At 65.0% G+C, this 19,426-nt stretch carries 21 protein-coding genes; 7 read left to right on the top strand and 14 right to left on the bottom strand.

Annotated elements, in window-relative coordinates:
• Nucleotides 1–121: 121 nt before the first annotated feature.
• Complete coding sequence (gene ahpC / locus FHS69_RS07985; RefSeq protein ID WP_050599515.1) at nt 122–688, bottom strand: alkyl hydroperoxide reductase subunit C; 567 nt, start codon at nt 686–688, stop codon at nt 122–124.
• Nucleotides 689–877: 189 nt separating this feature from the next.
• On the bottom strand, nt 878–1,945 hold the full coding sequence (gene aroC, locus FHS69_RS07980; protein WP_166777281.1) for a chorismate synthase: 1,068 nt from the start codon (nt 1,943–1,945) through the stop codon (nt 878–880).
• A gap of 79 nt (nt 1,946–2,024) precedes the next feature.
• Between aroC and ruvA the strand changes: the two genes are divergently transcribed.
• From ruvA to ruvB, 3 genes are all read left to right on the top strand, one after another.
• Nucleotides 2,025–2,630, top strand: a complete 606-nt coding sequence (ruvA, locus tag FHS69_RS07975; RefSeq protein WP_166777280.1) for a Holliday junction branch migration protein RuvA — start codon at nt 2,025–2,027, stop codon at nt 2,628–2,630.
• Nucleotides 2,631–2,656: 26 nt separating this feature from the next.
• Nucleotides 2,657–3,178: a DsrE family protein gene (locus FHS69_RS07970; RefSeq protein WP_208380268.1), complete on the top strand. Its 522-nt coding sequence runs from the start codon at nt 2,657–2,659 to the stop codon at nt 3,176–3,178.
• Nucleotides 3,179–3,254: 76 nt separating this feature from the next.
• Nucleotides 3,255–4,280 carry a Holliday junction branch migration DNA helicase RuvB gene (gene ruvB / locus FHS69_RS07965; protein WP_166777278.1) on the top strand — a complete coding sequence of 342 codons (1,026 nt, stop codon included), beginning with the start codon at nt 3,255–3,257 and terminating at the stop codon, nt 4,278–4,280.
• A gap of 493 nt (nt 4,281–4,773) precedes the next feature.
• Here ruvB and FHS69_RS07960 read toward each other — a convergent pair whose 3' ends face one another.
• The 4 genes from FHS69_RS07960 to FHS69_RS07945 all read right to left on the bottom strand — a co-directional run bounded on the left by FHS69_RS07960 (nt 4,774) and on the right by FHS69_RS07945 (nt 10,144).
• Entirely contained in the window at nt 4,774–5,517 is a 744-nt protein-coding gene (locus FHS69_RS07960) for a hypothetical protein (RefSeq protein WP_166777277.1), read from the bottom strand.
• Nucleotides 5,518–5,640: 123 nt separating this feature from the next.
• Nucleotides 5,641–6,360 carry a prolyl hydroxylase family protein gene (locus tag FHS69_RS07955; protein ID WP_166777276.1) on the bottom strand — a complete coding sequence of 240 codons (720 nt, stop codon included), beginning with the start codon at nt 6,358–6,360 and terminating at the stop codon, nt 5,641–5,643.
• 31 nt (nt 6,361–6,391) lie between these two features.
• Nucleotides 6,392–9,067, bottom strand: coding sequence for an aconitate hydratase AcnA (gene acnA / locus FHS69_RS07950; protein WP_166777275.1), 2,676 nt, complete (start codon nt 9,065–9,067; stop codon nt 6,392–6,394).
• Nucleotides 9,068–9,253: 186 nt separating this feature from the next.
• Nucleotides 9,254–10,144, bottom strand: coding sequence for a DMT family transporter (locus tag FHS69_RS07945; RefSeq protein ID WP_166777274.1), 891 nt, complete (start codon nt 10,142–10,144; stop codon nt 9,254–9,256).
• A 141-nt stretch (nt 10,145–10,285) separates the two neighbouring features.
• On the opposite strand from FHS69_RS07945, the gene FHS69_RS07940 reads away from it, so the two are divergent.
• Entirely contained in the window at nt 10,286–11,713 is a 1,428-nt protein-coding gene (locus FHS69_RS07940) for a L,D-transpeptidase family protein (protein ID WP_166777273.1), read from the top strand.
• Between the two features lie 6 nt (nt 11,714–11,719).
• Here FHS69_RS07940 and FHS69_RS07935 read toward each other — a convergent pair whose 3' ends face one another.
• The 7 genes from FHS69_RS07935 to FHS69_RS07905 form a co-directional block, all read right to left on the bottom strand.
• Nucleotides 11,720–12,427 carry a murein L,D-transpeptidase catalytic domain-containing protein gene (locus FHS69_RS07935; RefSeq protein WP_166777272.1) on the bottom strand — a complete coding sequence of 236 codons (708 nt, stop codon included), beginning with the start codon at nt 12,425–12,427 and terminating at the stop codon, nt 11,720–11,722.
• Between the two features lie 61 nt (nt 12,428–12,488).
• On the bottom strand, nt 12,489–13,022 hold the full coding sequence (locus FHS69_RS07930; RefSeq protein ID WP_166777271.1) for a retropepsin-like aspartic protease family protein: 534 nt from the start codon (nt 13,020–13,022) through the stop codon (nt 12,489–12,491).
• 44 nt (nt 13,023–13,066) lie between these two features.
• Nucleotides 13,067–14,215: a flavodoxin-dependent (E)-4-hydroxy-3-methylbut-2-enyl-diphosphate synthase gene (gene ispG, locus FHS69_RS07925; protein ID WP_166777270.1), complete on the bottom strand. Its 1,149-nt coding sequence runs from the start codon at nt 14,213–14,215 to the stop codon at nt 13,067–13,069.
• A 62-nt stretch (nt 14,216–14,277) separates the two neighbouring features.
• A complete protein-coding gene (locus tag FHS69_RS07920) occupies nt 14,278–14,919 on the bottom strand; it encodes a DUF1109 domain-containing protein (protein ID WP_166777269.1) in 642 nt (213 codons plus the stop codon).
• A 1-nt stretch (nt 14,920) separates the two neighbouring features.
• The gene (locus FHS69_RS07915) at nt 14,921–15,451 is read right to left on the bottom strand and encodes a sigma-70 family RNA polymerase sigma factor (RefSeq protein ID WP_166777268.1); all 531 of its coding nucleotides are present in this window, start codon (nt 15,449–15,451) and stop codon (nt 14,921–14,923) included.
• Entirely contained in the window at nt 15,448–15,936 is a 489-nt protein-coding gene (locus FHS69_RS07910) for a DoxX family protein (protein ID WP_166777267.1), read from the bottom strand. The genes FHS69_RS07915 and FHS69_RS07910 overlap by 4 nt, the downstream gene beginning before the upstream one ends.
• Nucleotides 15,937–15,970: 34 nt before the next feature.
• A complete protein-coding gene (locus FHS69_RS07905) occupies nt 15,971–16,258 on the bottom strand; it encodes a BufA1 family periplasmic bufferin-type metallophore (RefSeq protein WP_166777266.1) in 288 nt (95 codons plus the stop codon).
• Nucleotides 16,259–16,452: 194 nt separating this feature from the next.
• Here FHS69_RS07905 and bufA2 point away from each other — a divergent pair, with 194 nt between their 5' ends.
• From bufA2 to FHS69_RS07890, 3 genes are all read left to right on the top strand, one after another.
• On the top strand, nt 16,453–16,734 hold the full coding sequence (bufA2, locus tag FHS69_RS07900) for a BufA2 family periplasmic bufferin-type metallophore (protein ID WP_067673940.1): 282 nt from the start codon (nt 16,453–16,455) through the stop codon (nt 16,732–16,734).
• An 81-nt stretch (nt 16,735–16,815) separates the two neighbouring features.
• Nucleotides 16,816–17,655, top strand: a complete 840-nt coding sequence (gene bufB / locus FHS69_RS07895; RefSeq protein WP_166777265.1) for an MNIO family bufferin maturase — start codon at nt 16,816–16,818, stop codon at nt 17,653–17,655.
• On the top strand, nt 17,652–18,425 hold the full coding sequence (locus tag FHS69_RS07890) for an HvfC/BufC family peptide modification chaperone (RefSeq protein WP_166777264.1): 774 nt from the start codon (nt 17,652–17,654) through the stop codon (nt 18,423–18,425). The genes bufB and FHS69_RS07890 overlap by 4 nt, the downstream gene beginning before the upstream one ends.
• Here the strand turns inward: FHS69_RS07890 and FHS69_RS07885 are convergent.
• The gene (locus FHS69_RS07885; RefSeq protein WP_166777263.1) at nt 18,419–19,381 is read right to left on the bottom strand and encodes an SDR family NAD(P)-dependent oxidoreductase; all 963 of its coding nucleotides are present in this window, start codon (nt 19,379–19,381) and stop codon (nt 18,419–18,421) included. The two genes, FHS69_RS07890 and FHS69_RS07885, sit on opposite strands and share 7 nt — an antisense overlap.
• Nucleotides 19,382–19,426 lie beyond the last annotated feature (45 nt).

Raw genomic sequence — 19,426 nt, 5'->3', positions numbered from 1 at the left:
AGAGAAAAGACCCGGGGCGGGGGGGAGGGGGAGGTGCCCCGGGTCTTCCAGCGACCCGAGTCGGGCTCGGGCTTTTGAACGGGCGCCGTTACGGCGCCCGAACTTTCCAGCGGATGAACGCTTAGATCTTGCCGACGAGGTCGAGCGAGGGAGCCAGCGTGTCACTGCCTTCTTCCCATGCCGCCGGGCACACTTGGCCGGGGTTGGCGCGAACGTACTGTGCGGCCTTGATCTTGCGCGCGAGTTCGTTGGCGTTGCGGCCGACACCTTCGCAGGTCTGTTCCATGATCTGGATCACGCCATCGGGATCGACCACGAAGGTCGCGCGGTCGGCGAGACCGACACCTTCGCGCAGCACGTCGAAGTTGCGTGCGAGGACGTGGTTCTGGTCACCCAGGAACGGGAACTGCAGCTTGCCGATCTTCTCCGAAGTGTCGTGCCATGCCTTGTGGCTGAAGTGGGTGTCGGTCGACACGCCGTAGACTTCGACGTCCATCTTTTGGAGCATTGCATACTGCTCGCCGAGGTCTTCGAGTTCGGTCGGGCAGACGAAGGTGAAGTCGGCCGGATAGAAGAAGAACACGGCCCACTTGCCCTTCACGTCCTCGTCGGTGACGTCGAAGAAGTCCTTGCCGGCTTGGAAGGCGGTGGCGGTGAACGGTTTGATCTGGCTTCCGATGATACCCATGGTTTGTCTCCGTGTTCGGGTTGAAACTCGTGGGCTTCAAATAGGCGCTGTTGCGATGCACAAAAGCGATATGTTGCGATTGCGAGGATCGGAATAATCGATCAAATCGATGGAACTTTCGGAAAGCGCAACAACGATCGCTCAGTGTTGCGCCTGATGCAACAGGCGGTCGTCAATCGGGCGCTGGGCCTACCCGCATTGCGCCCGGTGGAGCAGCTTGTGGTCGGCCAACACGAGCGCCATCATCGCTTCGACCACGGGTGTGCCGCGAATGCCGACGCAGGGGTCGTGCCGGCCCTTGGTGCGCACCTGCGTCGCCTCGCCGTCTCGCGTGATGCTGTCCACCGGGGTGAGGATCGAACTGGTCGGCTTGAACGCCACACGGCAAGTGACCGGCTGGCCGGTGCTGATCCCGCCCGCGATCCCGCCGGCATGGTTGGCTGCGAATTCGGGGCCATCCTCTCCAGGCGACATGGCGTCGGCATTCTGTTCGCCCGTCAGCCGCGCGGCGCCGAAGCCGTCGCCGATTTCGACGCCCTTCACGGCGTTGATGCTCATCATGCCTGCCGCAAGGTCGGCATCGAGCTTGGCGTAGATCGGCGCGCCCCACCCCGCGGGTACGCCGGTGGCGACGCATTCGACCACCGCGCCCAATGACGAACCGGCCTTACGCGCTTCGTCGACCAGCGCCTCCCAGCGTTTCGCCGCCGCCGCGTCCGGACACCAGAAGGGATTGCGCGCAATCTCGTCGGCATCGAAATTGCCCGGGTCGATGGCATCGCCGCCGATCTCGGCGACATAGGCGAGAATGGACACTTCGGGGATCACCTGTCGCGCCACTGCGCCCGCCGCCACGCGCATCGCGGTCTCGCGCGCGCTGCTGCGTCCGCCGCCGCGATAGTCGCGCAACCCGTATTTCGCATCATAGGCATAATCGGCATGGCCCGGGCGGTAGCTCTTGGCGATCTCGGAATAATCCTTCGAGCGCTGGTCGGTGTTCTCGATCAGCAATCCGATCGACGTGCCCGTGGTCCGACCCTCGAACACGCCCGACAATATGCGGACCGCATCGGGTTCGTTGCGCTGTGTGGTGAACTTGTTCTGCCCCGGCTTGCGCGCGTCGAGGAAGGGCTGGATGTCCTCTTCGGCCAGTGTCAGCCCCGGCGGACACCCGTCGACCACCGCGCCGATCGCGGGACCGTGGCTTTCGCCCCAGGTAGTGAAGCGAAAAATCCGTCCGAAAGTGTTCCAGCTCATACACTGCCTCATGCCCGCAACTGTGGGCGCCTGTCCATTCTCGCTGGACCAAAACCTTCTTGAGGCCCAAGAACAAACCATGATTGCGAAGCTGAAGGGCCTGCTCGACGAAACCGGCGCGGACTGGGCGGTGATCGATGTTGGCGGGGTGGGCTATCTCGTCCATTGTTCGTCCAAGACGCTCGCTGCGCTGGGCGGGGTCGGGGAAGGCTGCACCGTTTATACCGATCTGCAGGTTAGCGAGAACGACATGCGCCTGCTGGGCTTTGCCGAAGCGGCGGAGCGCGACTGGTTCCGCCTGCTCACGCAGGTGCAGGGGGTCGGCTCCAAGGTCGCTCTGGCGATCCTTTCCGCGCTGTCGATCGGCGAGGTGCAGGCGGCCTGCGCCAACGGCGATGCGGCGATGATCGCGCGCGCCAACGGGGTCGGACCCAAGCTCGCTGGAAGGATCGTGAACGAGCTGAAAGACAAGGCGGGCGCGCTGCCCGGTGGCGGCGACATGGGCGCCGTGGTGGCTGTGGCCGCTGCGGGCGGCGCCAGCGCCGATGCGGTCAGCGCGCTCGAGAATCTTGGGTTCAAGCCTGCCGTCGCGGCGCGTGCGGTGGCGGCAGCACAAGGCGAACTGGGCGAGAATGCGGGGGAGGGCGATCTCATCCGCGTGGCACTGAAGAGGGCGGCAGGATGACAAAGACGCAATTTGGGAGCGGCGCTATGGCGCTGACACTGGCTTTCGCATCATTGTTGCTGCCAGGAACGGCCGTCGCGCAGGAGGTCGATCTCGACGCTTTCCGCAGTGGCCCGATTTTCGAAGAATTCGGCGATCACGCCCCGGTCGAGGGCGTCGAAAACTTCGTTCCCCATACCGAATTCGCAATTGCCTTCGATGTCGCCAAGCGCGGCGATCCGGGCACGCGCAACCGCGGCTTCGAAAGCGCGGCGCGATTCATCAACATGCACGCATCCTATGGTGCCGAACCCGAACGCATCCGCATCGCGGTGGTGGTCCACGGCAAGGCGGTGCACGACCTGCTCGATGACGAGGCCGGCAACGGCTCGCACTACATGGTCACGCAATTGCTCGATTACGGTGTGCGCTTCATCGTCTGCGGCCAGAGCGCGGCCGCCTATGGCGTGGCCAAAGGGGACCTGATCCCCGGCGTCGAGCTCGCGCTCTCAGCCATGACCGCACATGCGCAATTGCAACAGGCGGGCTATACGGTGAACCCGTTTTGAGCGGAGAACACGTCCTCCCTCCCCGCCATCCTGAACTGGCTTCGGGATCCATTTTTCAGTCTGGTGCCACACCGTAATGACCGAACCCGTCCCCCTCCATTCGCCCGAGCGGCAGCCCGAGGACCCCGACGCCGCGCTGCGGCCGAAATCGCTGGCCGAGTTCGTCGGGCAGAAGGCGGCGCGCGAGAATTTGCGCGTGTTCGTCGAGGCCGCCAAGGGCCGCGGCGAGGCGATGGACCACGTGTTGTTCTTCGGCCCGCCCGGCCTTGGCAAGACTACGCTCGCTCAGATCGTAGCGAAGGAACTCGGGGTGGGCTTTCGCGCGACCAGCGGGCCGGTGATCGCCAAGGCGGGCGACCTGGCCGCGCTGCTGACCAATCTCGAGCCTAACGACGTGCTCTTCATCGACGAGATCCACCGGCTCAATCCGGTGGTCGAGGAAGTGCTCTATCCGGCGATGGAGGACCGCGCGCTCGACATCATCATCGGCGAGGGGCCTTCGGCGCGCAGCGTGCGGATCGACCTGCCGCCCTTCACGCTGGTCGGCGCAACCACGAGGCAGGGCCTGCTTACCACACCGTTACGCGACCGTTTCGGCATCCCTGTGCGGCTCAACTTCTACACCGAGGATGAATTGCTCCGCGTGGTCACGCGCGGTGCCGGGTTGCTCGGCATGCGTATCGACGAGGGCGGTGCGCGCGAGATCGCCCGCCGCAGTCGCGGAACGCCGCGTGTGGCGGGCAGGCTGATGCGCCGCGTGCGCGATTTCGCCAGCGTGCTGGGGGAGCCGGTGGTGACCAGTCGCGTGGCCGACGAAGCACTGACCCGGCTTGAGGTCGACGGCCTCGGGCTCGATGCGATGGATCGGCGTTACCTCACCATGATCGCCACGACCTACAAGGGCGGCCCGGTCGGTGTGGAAACGCTCGCCGCAGGGCTTTCCGAACCGCGCGATACGGTCGAAGAGGTGATCGAGCCCTATCTCATCCAACTCGGCCTGATCGCGCGGACCGCGCGCGGGCGCTGTCTCAACGATGGCGGATGGACGCATCTGGGCCTTGCCCCGCCCAGCCGCCCACAGGGCGATATGTTCGACGAATAGGGGACTGTGGCGAAAAGAATGGTTCGCAAGACGGTCCCGAAACGGGACGGGGGTTGTGCAAGTCTCGCATTTCCGCGAAAAATTTACATTCTGAGTCTAGTGACGGTCAAACGAACGCAGGCGAATCGCTTGAGAAGCGGCCGCCGCAACAGCGTCAGGATCGTTTAAGGTTCGGATTTTCCTAACCTTTTCGGTCGCAACAGGAATTATTTGCAATGTCGGTCAAGTCAGCTCTAGCCAAACTATCGGCCACCGCAGCAGGGGGCGCACTGCTCGCTGGCGGTGCGGTGCACGTTGCCGAGCGGCCGGTAACCGACAATCCGCAGTACAAGTCGAAGTCGGTCAAGCAGGCCAAATACGTCAAACAGGCGACCCCGCGCGCTGTGCCGCGCCCGACCGTGCCGCGCGCTCGTACAATTCCGCGCCAGGTTGAATGCGTCCCGGCCGATTCGCCGCAGGCGGTCAACAACCCGAACAACATCTGTCCGCCGGTCTATCGCCAGGCGATGGCGCCGGTTCCCGTTCCCCCGCTGCCCGCAGCGGCGCCGGTCGGTGGCGGCGGCGCTTCGCGCTCGATTCCCGGCGGCAGCACCGGTGGCGGTGGTTTCGGCGGCGGTTTCGGCGGGGGCTTTTTCGGCGGCTTCTTCTCGGGTTCGAGCGGCGGCGGCAGCGTGATCGTCAACTCGACCACCACCACCGGCGGTGAAACCCCCGACGTGATCGTCGACGTGTCGACCACCACGTCGACCGGCGGCAGCTCCACTTCCACGTCCTCGGGCGGTTCCTCGACCTCAACCTCGACCGGCGAAGTCAGCACCACCACCGGTGGCAGTTCGACCTCGACCTCGAGCACGACCGGCGGTGTGTCCACCAGCACGGGTGCGGTGACCTCCACCACGACGACGGGCGAGGTTTCGACCTCGACGGGAGCCGTCTCTACGTCGACGGGCGAAGTCTCGACCTCCACCGGTGAGGTGTCGACCTCTACCGGCGAAGTGTCGACCTCGACGGGTGAAGTGTCGACTTCCACGGGGTCGGTCTCGACCTCTACCGGCGAAGTGACCACCACCAGCGGCAACATCACCACCAGCACCAGCTCGTCTTCCTCGACCAGTACGTCGAGCTCGACCTCGACCTCGTCGTCGACATCGACTTCGAGCAGCACGTCTACTTCGAGCTCGACTTCGTCGTCGACGTCCTCCTCGACGAGTTCGGGTAGCGGAACCAGCAGCGGCACCGAAGTGCCGGCGCCGCCAATGATGGCATTGTTCGGTTTCGCCGCTGCAGCGATCCTCGGGCGGCGTCGGTTTCGTCTAAAGCGCTCGGTCTGACGAACGACGGGTCGCCGAGCGGCGCCGCTTCAGTCGCGCGGTCGGCGGCTCCACTCGCCCTGGCGGTACCATTGCGTGACGACATATTTGGTGCCCGCTTCCACGGGTAGCGCGGCATGCCGTGTGGCGGGGTTGGGCCGGCCACGGCGATCCATATTGTCCCACAGGACCAGCATCCCCGGTTCGGGTGTGATCTTCAGGTCGAGCGCGGGAAATTCGGTGGCGCCGCCAGCCTTGGGTGCGTTCAGATAGACCATCGCAGTCCAGCTGCGTTGCCCGCCGCGGCGCCGCTCTGTCTGCCAGTGTTCGCGATCGGGCCGCAGGTGATCGCGGTGATAGCGATATTCCTCGCCTTCGCGGTAGCGCTGTCCCTGCAGCGGTTCTGCATGGACGCGGTCAATCCCCGTAACCGCCGCGATCCTGCGGGCCAGAGCGCGCGTTTCGGGTGCCTCTTCCTGGAAGAAATGGGTCGAGCTGGTCCGCCCGCTCGGCGATACCTTGTCGCTGAACAGCACAGAGGGCTGGATCCGGCTGTCGATCACGCGGATCAGCTTGCGACACTGTTGCTTCGTCAACAGGCCGCGAAGCAGGAAGAGATCGGCCTTGCCGCCGCCGCGCGGTTCAACGCGCGGATCGGCGAGCAGCCGTTCGCGCACCGTGTCACCGATAGCGCGAAGCGTATCCGGGTCGTTTTGCGGATCGAGAGCGGGGCGTCCGAACAGCTGCGACAGGCGTTGCCGTATCGACATGCTGCGCGGGACGCCCCGGACCCTTGTCCGATCAGGCTGCGGCGAGCTTGCGCAGCACGTAATGGAGGATGCCGCCGTTGCGGTAATATTCCATTTCGTTGGCGGTATCGATGCGGCACAGCGCGGTGAAGCTGAAGGTCGAACCGTCTTCGCGGGTCACTTCGACTTCGACGTCCTGGCTCGGATCGAGATCCGCGAGGCCCTTGATCGAGAAGCTGTCGCTGCCAGTCAGGCCCAGGCTGTTGCGCGTGTCGCCGTCCTTGAACTGCAGCGGCAGCACGCCCATGCCGATCAGGTTCGAGCGGTGGATGCGCTCGAAGCTTTCGACGATGACTGCCTTCACGCCCAGCAGGATGGTGCCCTTGGCTGCCCAGTCGCGGCTCGAGCCCGTGCCGTATTCCTTACCGGCGACGACCACCAGCGGTGTGCCGTCTTCCTTGTGCTTCATCGCCGCGTCGTAGATCGGCATCTGCTCGCCATTGTAGGTGGTGACGCCACCTTCGATCCCGGGGACCATTTCGTTCTTGATGCGGATGTTGGCGAAGGTGCCGCGCATCATCACGTCGTGGTTGCCGCGGCGCGAGCCGTATGAGTTGAAGTCCTGCTTCGCGACCTGGTGGCTCTGGAGGTAGGAGCCGGCGGGACTGTCTTCCTTTATCGAACCGGCGGGCGAAATGTGGTCGGTGGTGACCGAGTCGCCGAGGATCGCCAGCGGCTTCGCATCGGTGATGTCGGTCACCGGCGCGGGGGTCATTTCCATGCCCTCGAAGAAAGGCGGCGAGGCGACATAGGTGCTGGTCGGGTTCCAGCGATAGGTGTCGCTGGCCTCGACCTTGATCGCCTGCCAGTGCTCGTCGCCCTTGTAGACGTCGGCATAACGGCTGACGAACATGTCGCGGTCGATGTTCTTGGCGCGGTGCTCGCGCACCTCGTCATTGCTCGGCCAGATGTCGGCGAGCATCACGTCCTTGCCGTCCTGATCCTGGCCGATCGGGGTTGCGGTGATGTCCTCGGTCACCGTGCCCTTGAGCGCATAGGCGACCACCAGCGGCGGTGAGGCGAGGAAGTTGGCGCGCACGTCGGGCGAGACGCGGCCTTCGAAGTTGCGGTTGCCCGACAGCACCGAGGCAGCAACGATGTCGTTGCCGTTAATGGCCTTCGAAATCGGCGGCGCGAGCGGGCCCGAGTTGCCGATACAGGTGGTGCAGCCGTAGCCGACGAGGTCGAAACCCAGCGCGTCGAGGTCGTCCTGCAGGCCGCTCTTTTCGAGGTAGTCGGTGACGACCTGCGATCCGGGTGCGAGGCTGGTTTTGACCCACGGCTTGGGCTTGAGGCCCTTTTCATGCGCCTTCTTGGCCACGAGGCCGGCCGCGATCAGCACATCGGGGTTCGAGGTGTTGGTGCAGCTGGTGATTGCCGCGATCACGACGTCGCCATCGCCAATGTCGTGGTCCTTGCCTTCGACGCCGGTGCGCTGCGGCGCGCTCTTCTTGTAGATCTTTTCGAGGTCGGTGTTGAACAGCTCGTCGACCTCCGGAAGCGCGACGCGGTCCTGCGGACGCTTGGGGCCGGCGAGGCTGGGGACGACCTTGGACACGTCGAGTTCGAGCGTCTTGGTGAAGACCGGCTCGTTCTCGGGCGTGAACCACATTCCCTGTTCTTTCGAATAGGCTTCGACCAACGCGATGGTTTCCTCGTCGCGGCCCGTAAGGCGCATATATTCGAGCGTCTTGTCGTCGATGCCGAAGAAGCCGCAGGTGGCGCCGTATTCGGGTGCCATGTTGGCGATCGTCGCACGATCGGCGAGGCTGAGATTGGCGACGCCTTCGCCGTAGAATTCGACGAACCGGCCGACCACGCCGACTTCGCGCAGCATCTGCACGCAAGTCAGCACGAGGTCGGTGGCGGTCACGCCTTCGGCCATCGCGCCGGTCAGCTTGAAGCCGACCACTTCGGGGATCAGCATCGAGATCGGCTGGCCGAGCATCGCGGCTTCGGCCTCGATCCCGCCGACGCCCCAGCCCAGCACGCCGAGACCGTTGATCATGGTGGTGTGGCTGTCGGTGCCGACGCAGGTGTCGGGATAGGCGACCGCGTTACCGTCGGGGTCGTTGGTCGACCACACGCCCTTGCCGATATATTCGAGGTTCACCTGGTGGCAGATGCCGGTGCCCGGGGGCACGGCGGAGAAATTCTCGAAGCTCTTCGAGCCCCATTTGAGGAAGTCGTAACGCTCGGCATTGCGGGCGTATTCGAGTTCGACGTTCTTCTCGAACGCCTTGGGGTGGCCGAATTCGTCGACCATGACCGAGTGGTCGATCACGAGGTTGACGGGCACCTGCGGGTTGATTTTCGCGGTGTCGCCGCCGAGCTTGCTGATTGCATCGCGCATGGCGGCCAGATCGACCACGCAGGGCACGCCGGTGAAATCCTGCAGCAGCACGCGCGCCGGCCGGTACTGGATTTCCTTGCCGGTCGCGGGGTTCTTCTGCCAGTCGGCGATCGCCTGTGCATCGTCGGTCGAGACGGTGAAGCCGCCGTCTTCGAAGCGCAGCATGTTCTCGAGCAGGACCTTCAGGCTGAAGGGCAGCTTCGACACGTCGCCGATCTTTTCCGCCGCCTTGGCGAAGGAAAAATAGGCGTAGTCCTTGCCGTTTACGGTGAGGGTTGAGCGGGTTCCGAGCGTGTCCTTGCCGACCTGGGTCATGCGCGCGTTGATCCTTTCGTTTGAGAGCCGTTACCCGTCGAATGGCCGGGGCGGCAGAATGTGCCGCGCACCTGCGCCGGAATCCCGAAAAAATCAAGTGTGCGGCGGCGCAACACGGGCTGGCCAGGGCTTCATCCCTGGTTTGCCGCTACGGACTCGCGTCCTGCGTCCGGGGCGGCGATTGCGTCAGACCTGCTCGATCGGCGGTGGTGGGCGCCGCCCGCGTGTCGCCAGCCAGCATGCTGCGATGATGATTGCGGTCCCCGCAGCGGTAGGAAGCGTCAGCTCTTCGGCGAAGAACAGCCAGCCGAACAAAGATGCCCATAGAAAACCCGAATATTCGAGCGGCACCAGCACCTGCGCCTCGGCGCGGGCATAGGCCCAGGCCAGCCCCATCGCGCCGATCACGGTCAGCACCGCTGCGGCACCGAGATCGCGCAGGACGGCGGTTTCGGGCATATCGAACAGGAACGGTATCGCGAGGCCCAGGATCAGCACCGATACCCCCGAGTGGAACGTGGCGATTTCTGCCGGTCCGGCGACCTGCGATTGCCGGCGGATCAGAATGAAGCTGTAGGCATAGAGCATCGCCGAACTCAGGATCGCAACCAGTCCCAGCGCGGTGTCGCGGTCGAAATCGGCTTGGCCGATCTTGCCCGCGACGATCACCAGCGTCCCCGCAAAGCCGAGGATCGAGGCGAGGATTGCCTGCTGCCGGATGGTCTCCCCCAGCATGATACGCGCCAGGTAGAGCGCGATCAGCGGGGCGACGAAGCTGATCGCGATTGCCTCGGCGATCGGCAGCTTGGTCAGCGCATAGAAGAAGGTCAGCGCCATGAAGGTCGCCACGGTCGAACGCTGGAGATGGAGCAGCAGCACTTCGCGTCTCGGCCAGCGACCCCCGCGCACGAGCCACAGCGGCAGCGCGATGCCCGTTGCCAGCAGCGACCGCAGCCATGCCGCGGTCAGCGCGCCCACCGCCAGCGCGGCGCTCTTCATGAAGGCGTCCATCAGCGACAGGCTCGCCACTGCCAGAGCCGCCATCAGGATCGGCAGGAAGGCTTGGTCGCGGGTCATCCCTGCGCCCTATCGACAAGCAATCAAGCGGTCACGACCAATTCAGGCTCGTGAAAGCCCGAATATTGGATTAGCTGAAATCATTGGGCTATTATCCCGTCGCGCGCGTCGCTGTGGCGCGCCGCGCATCAGGTAGGACTTATGACACGCTATCGTCTGATTCTCGGTTCCGCAATCGGTGCGGCGCTGTGTGCAAACCCGATTCTCGCGCAGGACAATGCGCCCGAAGACCTGTTGCCGCCCGAACCCGCGCGGGTGACCGAGCCGCTGCCCGACTATACGAGGGACGCCCCGCGCCCGGCACCGCAGCCGAGCGTGGAGGACAGTTTCGACGACATCCGCATGTCTTCGGGTGAAGTGGTTCAGCAACTCCCGGTGCTGGTCCGCGAATGGAACGTGGCACAGGCGAAGCAATTGCTCGCCTTCATCCCCACCGTTGCCGCCGAGGGGCTGGTGCCGTCGGACTATCGTGCCGAAGCGCTCTCCGCCGCGATCGCGCAGGGGCCGGGAACCACGCTGAACGAGACCGCCAGCGAAATATTCGTCTGGCTGGTCGAGGATCTGCGCGACGGTCGCACGCCGATGGATGCGCGCCGCCAATGGTTCGTGGTCGATCCCGATCCCGACGTGCTGCCCTCGCATGTGTTGCTCGAAACGGCGGTCGCAAGCGGCGACATCGCGGGCACGCTTGCTGGGCTCAACCCGGTCTCGCCCGATTACGCGCGGCTCAAGGAAGAGCTGGCGCGCACCACCGACCCGGCGAAGCGCAAGCTGATCCGCGCCAATATGGACCGCTGGCGCTGGCTCGCACGCGATCTGGGCAAGCAGTACCTGCTGACCAATGTGCCCGAATACCAGCTGCGTCTCACGGTCAACGACCGGATCATCAAGAACTACCGCGTCGTGGTGGGCAAGCCGGGCCGCACCGCGACCCCGCAGCTCGCCGAAATGGTCGAGGCGGTGATTTTCAATCCGACCTGGACGGTGCCGCAGTCGATCGTGAAGGGCGAAGGGCTAGGCGCCAAGGTGCTCAACAATCCCGGCTGGGCGCGGGCCAATGGCTACAAGGCGACCAAGGGAGCCAATGGCTGGGTCACCGTCGTCCAGCAGCCGGGGCCGGGCAATTCGCTCGGCCTGATGAAGCTCGACATGCCCAATCCGCACGCGATCTTCTTCCACGACACGCCCGCCAAGGCGCTGTTCGCGCGTGACAGCCGCGCGCTCAGCCATGGCTGCATCCGCGTCCAGGGTGCGCGCGAACTGGCGATGACCATGGCCATGCTCGGCAATGCCGACAGCCGCGAGGAACTGCCGGCGATCCAGCAGGAGGTTTCCGAGATCACCGCCTCGGGCAAATACACGCGCTATCCGATGGAAAAGCAGTGGCCCGCCTACATCACCTATTTCACCTACGGGCTCGACGTGAACGGCGAACTGCGCAAGTTCGACGACATCTATGGTCGCGATGCGCCGGTGCTTGCTGCGCTCGACGCCCCGCGCCAGCGTGACCGCGCACGCAAGACGAGCGAGGAGGCGGTGGAGATCGTCGACGACCTCCAGACCACCTGACAGGCGTCAGAAAACCCCGGGATTGGTGCGACTGAAGGTTGTCCCATCCTCGCGGCGGAGCAGATCGTATTGCGCAACCGGCGGCGTCACCGTGCTGCCGTCTTCGGCGATGCCATAGCTGCCCGAGACCAGCAGGCGCCCACCCGAGAGGTCGATCAGCGCGCGATCGAACTGCTCGGGCCCCATGGCGAAACAGCCGTTCGAGCGGCCGAGGCGCCCCCAGCGGTCGACATGTTCGGGCGTGGCGTAATTCGCCTGATGCATGACGATCGCGCGGGGCAGCGCGTTGGAATTGGTCGGGTCGAGCCCGTCGAGCCGGATCGAAGTGCCGTAGCGCCCGACATACCAACTGCGCGTCATGAAGGCGCCGCGGCTCGAAGCCTCGCTGCCCTCGATATTCGAATAGCGCTTGAGCCACCCGTCATGTTCGTCATCCGAACCGGTGCCGTGGCTGACATGATAGCTCACTACGCGCTCGTTCTCGAGATCGACGAAATGGAAGCGCTTGTGCGCCGAATGCAGCCCGAAATCGGCAATGCCTACGATATCCCGGCGCCAGATCTGCGCGCCGACGCGGGCAAGTTCGTCGCGGGCGATGCCCATCAGTCTGGCGTCGCGCGCGGCGGTCGGATTGGCTTGAGCGAAAAGGCGGCCGGGAAGCGCCACCGCCGCGGTGGCGGTGAGCGAACGCTTGATGAGGTCACGACGGTTCATGCAAGTGAAGCTAGCACCCCGTGCGTGGCCGCGCCATGAACATTGCGACGGGGCGGCGTGTTCAGCCGCCCAGCACCATGCGGTCGCGCTCGATCCGGACCGGGTCGATGGTGGCGAGGAAGCTCTGGCCGAGCAGCGAAATCGCCAGTCCCTCGGGCACGATGACCGCGCGGACATCGCGCGCTTCGTGGCCGCCCAGGACGACCCTGTCGAGCGTCACGGGAACGCCGGCGACGGGTCCCGAGGCTCCCTGCGCCACTATCTCGATCTCCGCTGCGGACCATGTCAGGCCCGCCGCGCGCGCATCCGTGGCGGTCAGGGCCACAACGCTGGCGCCGGTATCGACCAGCAGCCGCACCGGTGCCGAATTGACCGTGGTGTCGGCATAGAAATGCCCGTCAGCGGCACGCGCTAGGTCGATCGACCCGGCCGCCCAGGCGGCATAGCGCGCCGGATCTGATCCCGTGCCGCCCGGAACGCGTTCCGCTTCTGCTTGGGAAATTGCGGCATTTTCGGGTTCATCCGCCCCGTCGGGGGCGAAGACGAAGCCGACGAAAGCCGCCACGGCAAGGGTCAGGAAGACGGCTTCGCGCATGCCGACCGCTTAGCAGCGACAGGCTTAAATCGGGGTAAAGGGCGCTACTCGGCGGCTTCGGCGGGCGCCGTGTGCGGGTCGAATGCGACCGCTTCGCCCGCCTCGATCTGTGCCGCTTTCTGTTCGACCAGCCTGACGATATGATCGAGCATATCGTCGCTCTGGACGTGGTGATCGGTCACCCCGGCGAGATAGACCATGTGCTTGCCATTGCCGCCGCCGGTTATGCCGATGTCGGTCTCGCGCGCTTCGCCCGGGCCATTGACCACGCAGCCGAGCACCGAAAGGCTCATCGGCGTCTTGATGTGCTCGAGCCGTTTCTCGAGCGTCTCGACCGTGCGGATCACGTCGAAGCCCTGCCGCGAGCAGCTCGGGCACGACACCACCCGCACGCCGCGGGTGCGCAGGCCCAGCGCCTTGAGCATTTCGTAGCCGACCTTCACTTCCTGTTCGGGTTCGGCCGAAAGCGACACGCGGATCGTGTCGCCGATCCCTGCCCATAGCAAGCTGCCCATGCCGATCGAACTCTTGACCGTGCCGCCGACGAGACCCCCGGCTTCGGTAATGCCCAGATGAAGCGGGCAGTCCACCGCCTCGGCAAGTCCGTGATAGGCGGCCACCGCAAGAAACACGTCGCTTGCCTTCACCGCCACCTTGAATTCGTGGAAATCGTGGTCCTGCAGCAGCTTGATGTGATCGAGCGCGCTCTCGATCAGCGCCTCGGGGCAGGGCTCGCCGTATTTCTCGAGCAGGTCCTTCTCGAGGCTGCCTGCGTTGACCCCGATGCGGATGGCGCAGCCATTGGCCTTGGCCGCGCGCACCACTTCGGCAACCCGCTGGCTGCTGCCGATATTGCCCGGGTTGATGCGCAGGCAGGCGGCACCCTTGTCCGCCGCTTCGAGCGCGCGTTTGTAGTGGAAATGGATGTCGGCGACGATCGGCACGTTGGCCGCCGACGTGATCCTGTCGAAATGCTCGGTCGATTCCGCCGTCGGACATGACACGCGAACGATGTCCGCGCCCGCATCCTCGCAGCGACGGATCTGGTCGATCGTCGCACCGACATCCTCGGTCGGCGTATTGGTCATCGTCTGGACGGTTATCGGCGCATCGCCGCCGACCGGCACACTGCCGACCATGATCTGGCGGGAAGGACGGCGCTCGATCATGCGCCACGGACGGATGGAAGACATGCGGGCGATATAGAGCGCTCGATGTTAAGGGGCAATGACGCGCGCCAATCGCCCTCGCAGCTTCACCAGCGCACCAATCCCGGCACCACAGCGCGGCCCGCGAAGGCTCCCAGCACCACCGGCAGCGTGTGCCAGGTTGCGAGATGGCCGAGCGTGTCGATCGGGCAGGCGAGCCCGTAGGAAAAGCTGCCGATCGCCCCCGCCGCAATGCCGGTGTAGATCCCCGCACGTGAGGGCGAAACCGGCGCACCGCGGCGCAGCCAGGCGGTCAGCGCGCCAAAGGTCAGCAGCGAGAATACCGATCCGGCAAGGAAGCAGGACAGCCCATAGGGATCGGCGCCGATCTGCTGCAACCGGCCCTGCAGCCCCAGCGTGATCGCAGCCACTGCGGGCAGCAGGGCGAACATCGCCAGCGCCCAGCGCGCGCCCTCCTGCGTATTGCCCACCCGCGGCGAAGCCATCCGCAGCACCGCCAGCGCGGCCGCCGCGCCCAGCAGGCCGAGCATGCCGTTGGCAATGAAGTAATAGGCGGAGGCTTCGCCCGCCAGAATGCCGCGCCACAGGCCATCGAGCAGTTCGACCAGCCCGATCGTGACCAGCGCGGCAAGCGCGATCAGGCCGATCCCATGAGCCAGCTTCATCGGGCGGACGGGTTCGAGATCGTCGACGAGTTCGTCGATCAGGGCATTGGGAAGCCGGTTCATGTCAGTCGGCCTTCTCTACGAGTGCGGACAGTTTCTTCAGCCCGCGGTGGATATTCACTTTGACCAGGCTCTCGCTCTGGCCGGTTCTGGCGGAGGCTTCGGCGATCGACAGCCCGTCGATCTTGACCAGTTCGATAACCTCGCACTGCTTTGCTGGCAGGTGGACGAACAGCCGTTCCAGGCTCATGCGTGCCATCACCGCTTCTTCCTCGCTGTCCTCGGCAAAGTCGTGGTCGCCAAGCTCGTCCTCGGCCTTGCGATAGACTTTTCGCAAGTGGTCGATCCAGCGATAGCGCGCGATCGCGGCCAGCCAGGGAAGGAAGGCGCGCGTCGGGTCCCAGGTGGCCCGCTTGGCATGCACCACGACCATGACTTCCTGCACCAGGTCGTCGAGCTGCGCGGGGGCCACCCGGCGCCGGAAATAGCGTTCGAGCCATAGCTGGACTTCGGCCAGAAGCACGCGATAGGAGGCCGCATCGCCTTTCTGCGCCGCGGCCATCAGATGCGCGAGGCTGGCTTCGTCGGCTATCATAGCTGCTGCCTCCCGCGTTCGCCTTCCCCATTGCCGCGGCGGCCCGCAACCAGCGCGTCGAGCGAAAACATCCCGCCGCCGCGTGCGATCAGCACGGCCGCCATCGCACTCCATAGCACGTGTGTCTGCCACCAGGCATCGGGATAGACGAACAGCTGAATCACCAGGGTCATTGCCAGCAGGCCAAGCGCGGAAAGCCGGGTAAAAAGGCCGAGCACCAGAAGGATCGGAAGCAGGTGCTCGGCCCAGGTGGCCATCGGGGTGGCGATGGCCGGGGGGATGGGGAGGCCGGTGTATTCGTACTCGAACAGGAAATAGGCCTGTTCGCCGATCGACAGCAGCGTGCCTTCCTCGACCTTGCTGCGGCCCGACCGCCAGAAAATCTCCGCCAGCGCCACGCGGGTGAGCAGCAGCGCGAGTCCTTCGGGCAAGCGCGAGGCCAGCCAGGCGGTCAGGCGGTCATAGCGATCGAGCAAGGTCTGCATAGTGGGCCCCCTCAGCAGGTCGGTGCGCGAAAGATCAGCGCTTGATCGGCTTGAGCGAGCCCTTGCCCTTGGGAGTGGCGATCTTCTCGCAGCTGCCCTTGGGTACGAGCTTCCAGGCATCGCCTTGGTAATCGCGGGTCGAGGTACCCGCGCAGCTGGTGCCGGGGCCCGCTGCGCAATCGTTCTTGCCTGCCTTGGCGACGCCGTAGCACTTCTCCAGCGCGGGTTTCTTCTGCGCGGCTGCGGGGCTGGCGGCGAGGCCTGCGGCGATGCTGGCGGTCAGCGCAATTCCCGTGAGGCGGGCGATGGGCTGGGTGGTCATGGGACAATACCTCTCTCGAAAAGTGACGGGGGGCGTCCCGGCTTGATTGCCGAAACTGTGCGGTCATTCGTGCTTCCACACCGCCGCGTTACAGGCGATCACCAAAAATTCGCGCTGTAACCGGCGGGGCGGGAGCAGCGAATGACCAAGGCATGCGCAATTCCTGCGCATCTCGAGATGAGGGAATCCACATCATGACCACCATTCGCAAACCCGCCGCCGCTGCCGCCGCAGCATTCGCCCTCTCCTCGATGGCCGCTTTCGCCGCCGAACCGCCCGCAGGCAGCAGCGGGCGCGCGCTCGCCGCAGACGATACGGTGCATTGCTACGATGTGCATTCGTGCAAGGGTCAGTCGGACTGCGCCACCGCCGAGCATGACTGCAAGGGCCAGAATGCCTGCAAGGGCCACGGTTTCAAGGCGATGACCGCCGGCGATTGCCTCGCCAAGGGCGGAACGATCGGCGACCTCGGCTGATCGCACGCCTTCGGCGATCCGGCGGCCTCCCCCAGCCCCTTGCAGCCGCCGGGTCGTCGTTCCTCTTCGGGAACAGACGACATGAACGATATAGAGACTTACTCCGGCTTTGGCCTCGGCCTGCGCAAGGATCACTATGCCGATTTCCTCGAGGGCCCGGTCCCGGTCGATTTCGTCGAAGTGATCTCGGAGAATTTCATGGTCGACGGCGGCAAGCCGCTCCGCGTGCTGGAGCAGGTGCGCAGCCGGCACGATGTCGTCCTGCACGGCGTTTCGCTGTCGATCGGCTCGGCATATGGCGTCGACGAGGCTTATCTCGCGCGGCTGCGCGCACTGGCCGACCGGATCGAACCGCTGTGGGTGTCCGACCATCTTTGCTGGACCCGCACCAGTGCGCACAACAGCCATGACCTCCTGCCTCTGCCGCTGACGACCGAGGCGCTGAATGTCGTTTGCGAGAATGTCGAACGGGCGCAGGAGGCGCTCGGGCGGCCCATGCTGTTCGAGAACCCGTCGAGCTACCTCAGTTTTCCCGAAGACGAGATGCGCGAATGGGAATTCCTGTCCGAGATGGTGCGCCGTACGGGCTGCTACCTGCTGCTCGACGTCAACAATATCTATGTCAGCGCGCACAACCACGATTTTTCAATGCGCGACTACATCGGCGGCCTGCCGCTCGAAAGCGTGCGGCAAATCCATCTCGCGGGGCACGAACCGGGGACGATTATCGTAGACACGCACGACCGCGCCGTAGCCGATGGCGTGTGGGCGCTTTACGCCGCCGTTATCGCCAAGCTGGGCCCGGTAGCGACGATGATCGAACGCGACGCCAATATCCCGGCGTTGCCCGAACTGCTGCGCGAACTGGGTCGCGCGCGTTCAGTGGGGCAAGCTTCCCTCTCGCAGGCGAATGCGGCGTGAGCGGTCTCGCGCGGCGCCAACAGGAATTCCTTGCCGCTCTCCTCGACGAGGAAGCCCCGCTGCCCGCCGGCTGGCAAGTGCGGCATGCGCGCGGGCTGGCTATCTATCGCAACAATTACCGCGGCGGGCTGATCGACACGCTGCGCGATACATACCCGCGGACCGAGGTTCTGGCGGGCGAGGCGGCTTTTGCGCGCGCCGCCGCGCACCATTGCATCACGCACCCCCCGTCGAGCTGGACGCTCGATCAGGTCGGTGCAGGTTTTTCCGCCACATGCGCCGAACTGTTTCGCGACGATCCAGATGTCGCCGAGCTCGCCGCGCTCGAATGGGCGATGCAGGAAGCTTTCGTCGCACGCGATGCTGTGCCGCTCGATGCTCCCGCTTTCGCCGCAGCGACCGCGCACTGGGACGAGGCAGGATGGGACGGGCTGAAACTCGTCTTCGTCGCATCGATGCATCTCCTGCGGACCAGCCGCGACCTGCCACGGATGTGGCACAAGCTCGGCAATGGGGAGAGCGACTGCGAAGCGGACTGTCTGACCGAGCCGCATAGCGTGATCGTCTGGCGTGAAAGCGAACGTCCCGTCTTTGTGCTGCGCCCGCCATGGGAAGGTGAGGCGCTGGCAGCCTTCCGCGAGGGTGCAGGATTCGGGCGGGTTTGCGGCGCGCTTGCCGCGAAGTTCGGCGAAGAACGGGCCGTCACCGAAGCCGGCGCGATGCTGGCGCGCTGGATCGGTGACGGTCTCGTCGAGCGGGTCGATCAATAAGCGAAAGTTTCGCCGACCATCCTTTCGCTCATGGCCCAGAGCTGCTCGGCCTTAGCGGAATCGACCGCATAGCTGCGCACACCGCCCATCGCGTCTTCGTCGTCCTGTTCGGCGACATGGCAGTCTTCGCAATAGAGCCCGCCGCGTCCGGCCAGTTCGTCGCTGGTGGCGACCCAGCAGGTCGTCGCCGCGCCTTGCGGGATGGTCTTGAACGGTTGCGGTTCCTCGCCGCTTTCTTCCGCGGCCTTGCGGATCCGTTCGATCAGCGCGGCGGTTTCCTCCTCGCTCATATGGCGGCCGAGATTGGTGTGGATGCCACCCGGATGCAGCGAATAAGCATGGATGCCGCGATCGCCGAGCCGCCGCTCGATGCCGACCGCAAAAAGGATATTCGCCGTCTTGGACTGGCCATAGGCCAGCCACGGATCGTAGGTGCGGCTGTCGAAATTGGGGTCGTCGAAGTCCACCCCGGTGATGTGATGCCCGCGGCTCGACAGATTGACGATGCGCGGTTCCTCGCCTTTCTCGATCAGCGGGAGCAGCAGGTTGGTCAGCAGGAAATGGCCCAGATGGTTGGTGCCGAACTGCATTTCGAACCCGTCCGCCGTGCGCTGGAGCGGGCAAGCCATGACCCCCGCATTATTGATCAGCAGGTCGATCTTGTCGAAGCGTTGCAAGGCCTCCTTCGCCGCCGCGCGCACGCTGTCGAGCGATGCGAGGTCGCACACCAACGTATCGATGGTGGCACCCGTCTGGTCGGCGATTTCGTCCGAAGCGGCCGATAGCTTGGTCGCGTCGCGACCTGCCAGGATGATGTGCGCGCCGCGAGCAGCCAGGGCGCGGGCGGTTTCCCGGCCCAGTCCCGAATAGCCGCCGGTTACCAGCGCGGTGCGACCGTGAAGGTCCTTGCCAGCGAGGACTTCGTCCGCCGTGCTTTCGAATCCGAATGTGCTCATCTCTTGCTCCTGTCGATGTGTCGGCCGCCTATCACGAAAAAGGCG

It is taken from the genome of Qipengyuania flava, from assembly GCF_011762005.1.
Lineage (GTDB): Bacteria > Pseudomonadota > Alphaproteobacteria > Sphingomonadales > Sphingomonadaceae > Qipengyuania > Qipengyuania flava.
Note: the sequence above shows the minus strand (reverse complement) of the source record. Positions and strands in the feature narration are given on the sequence as shown.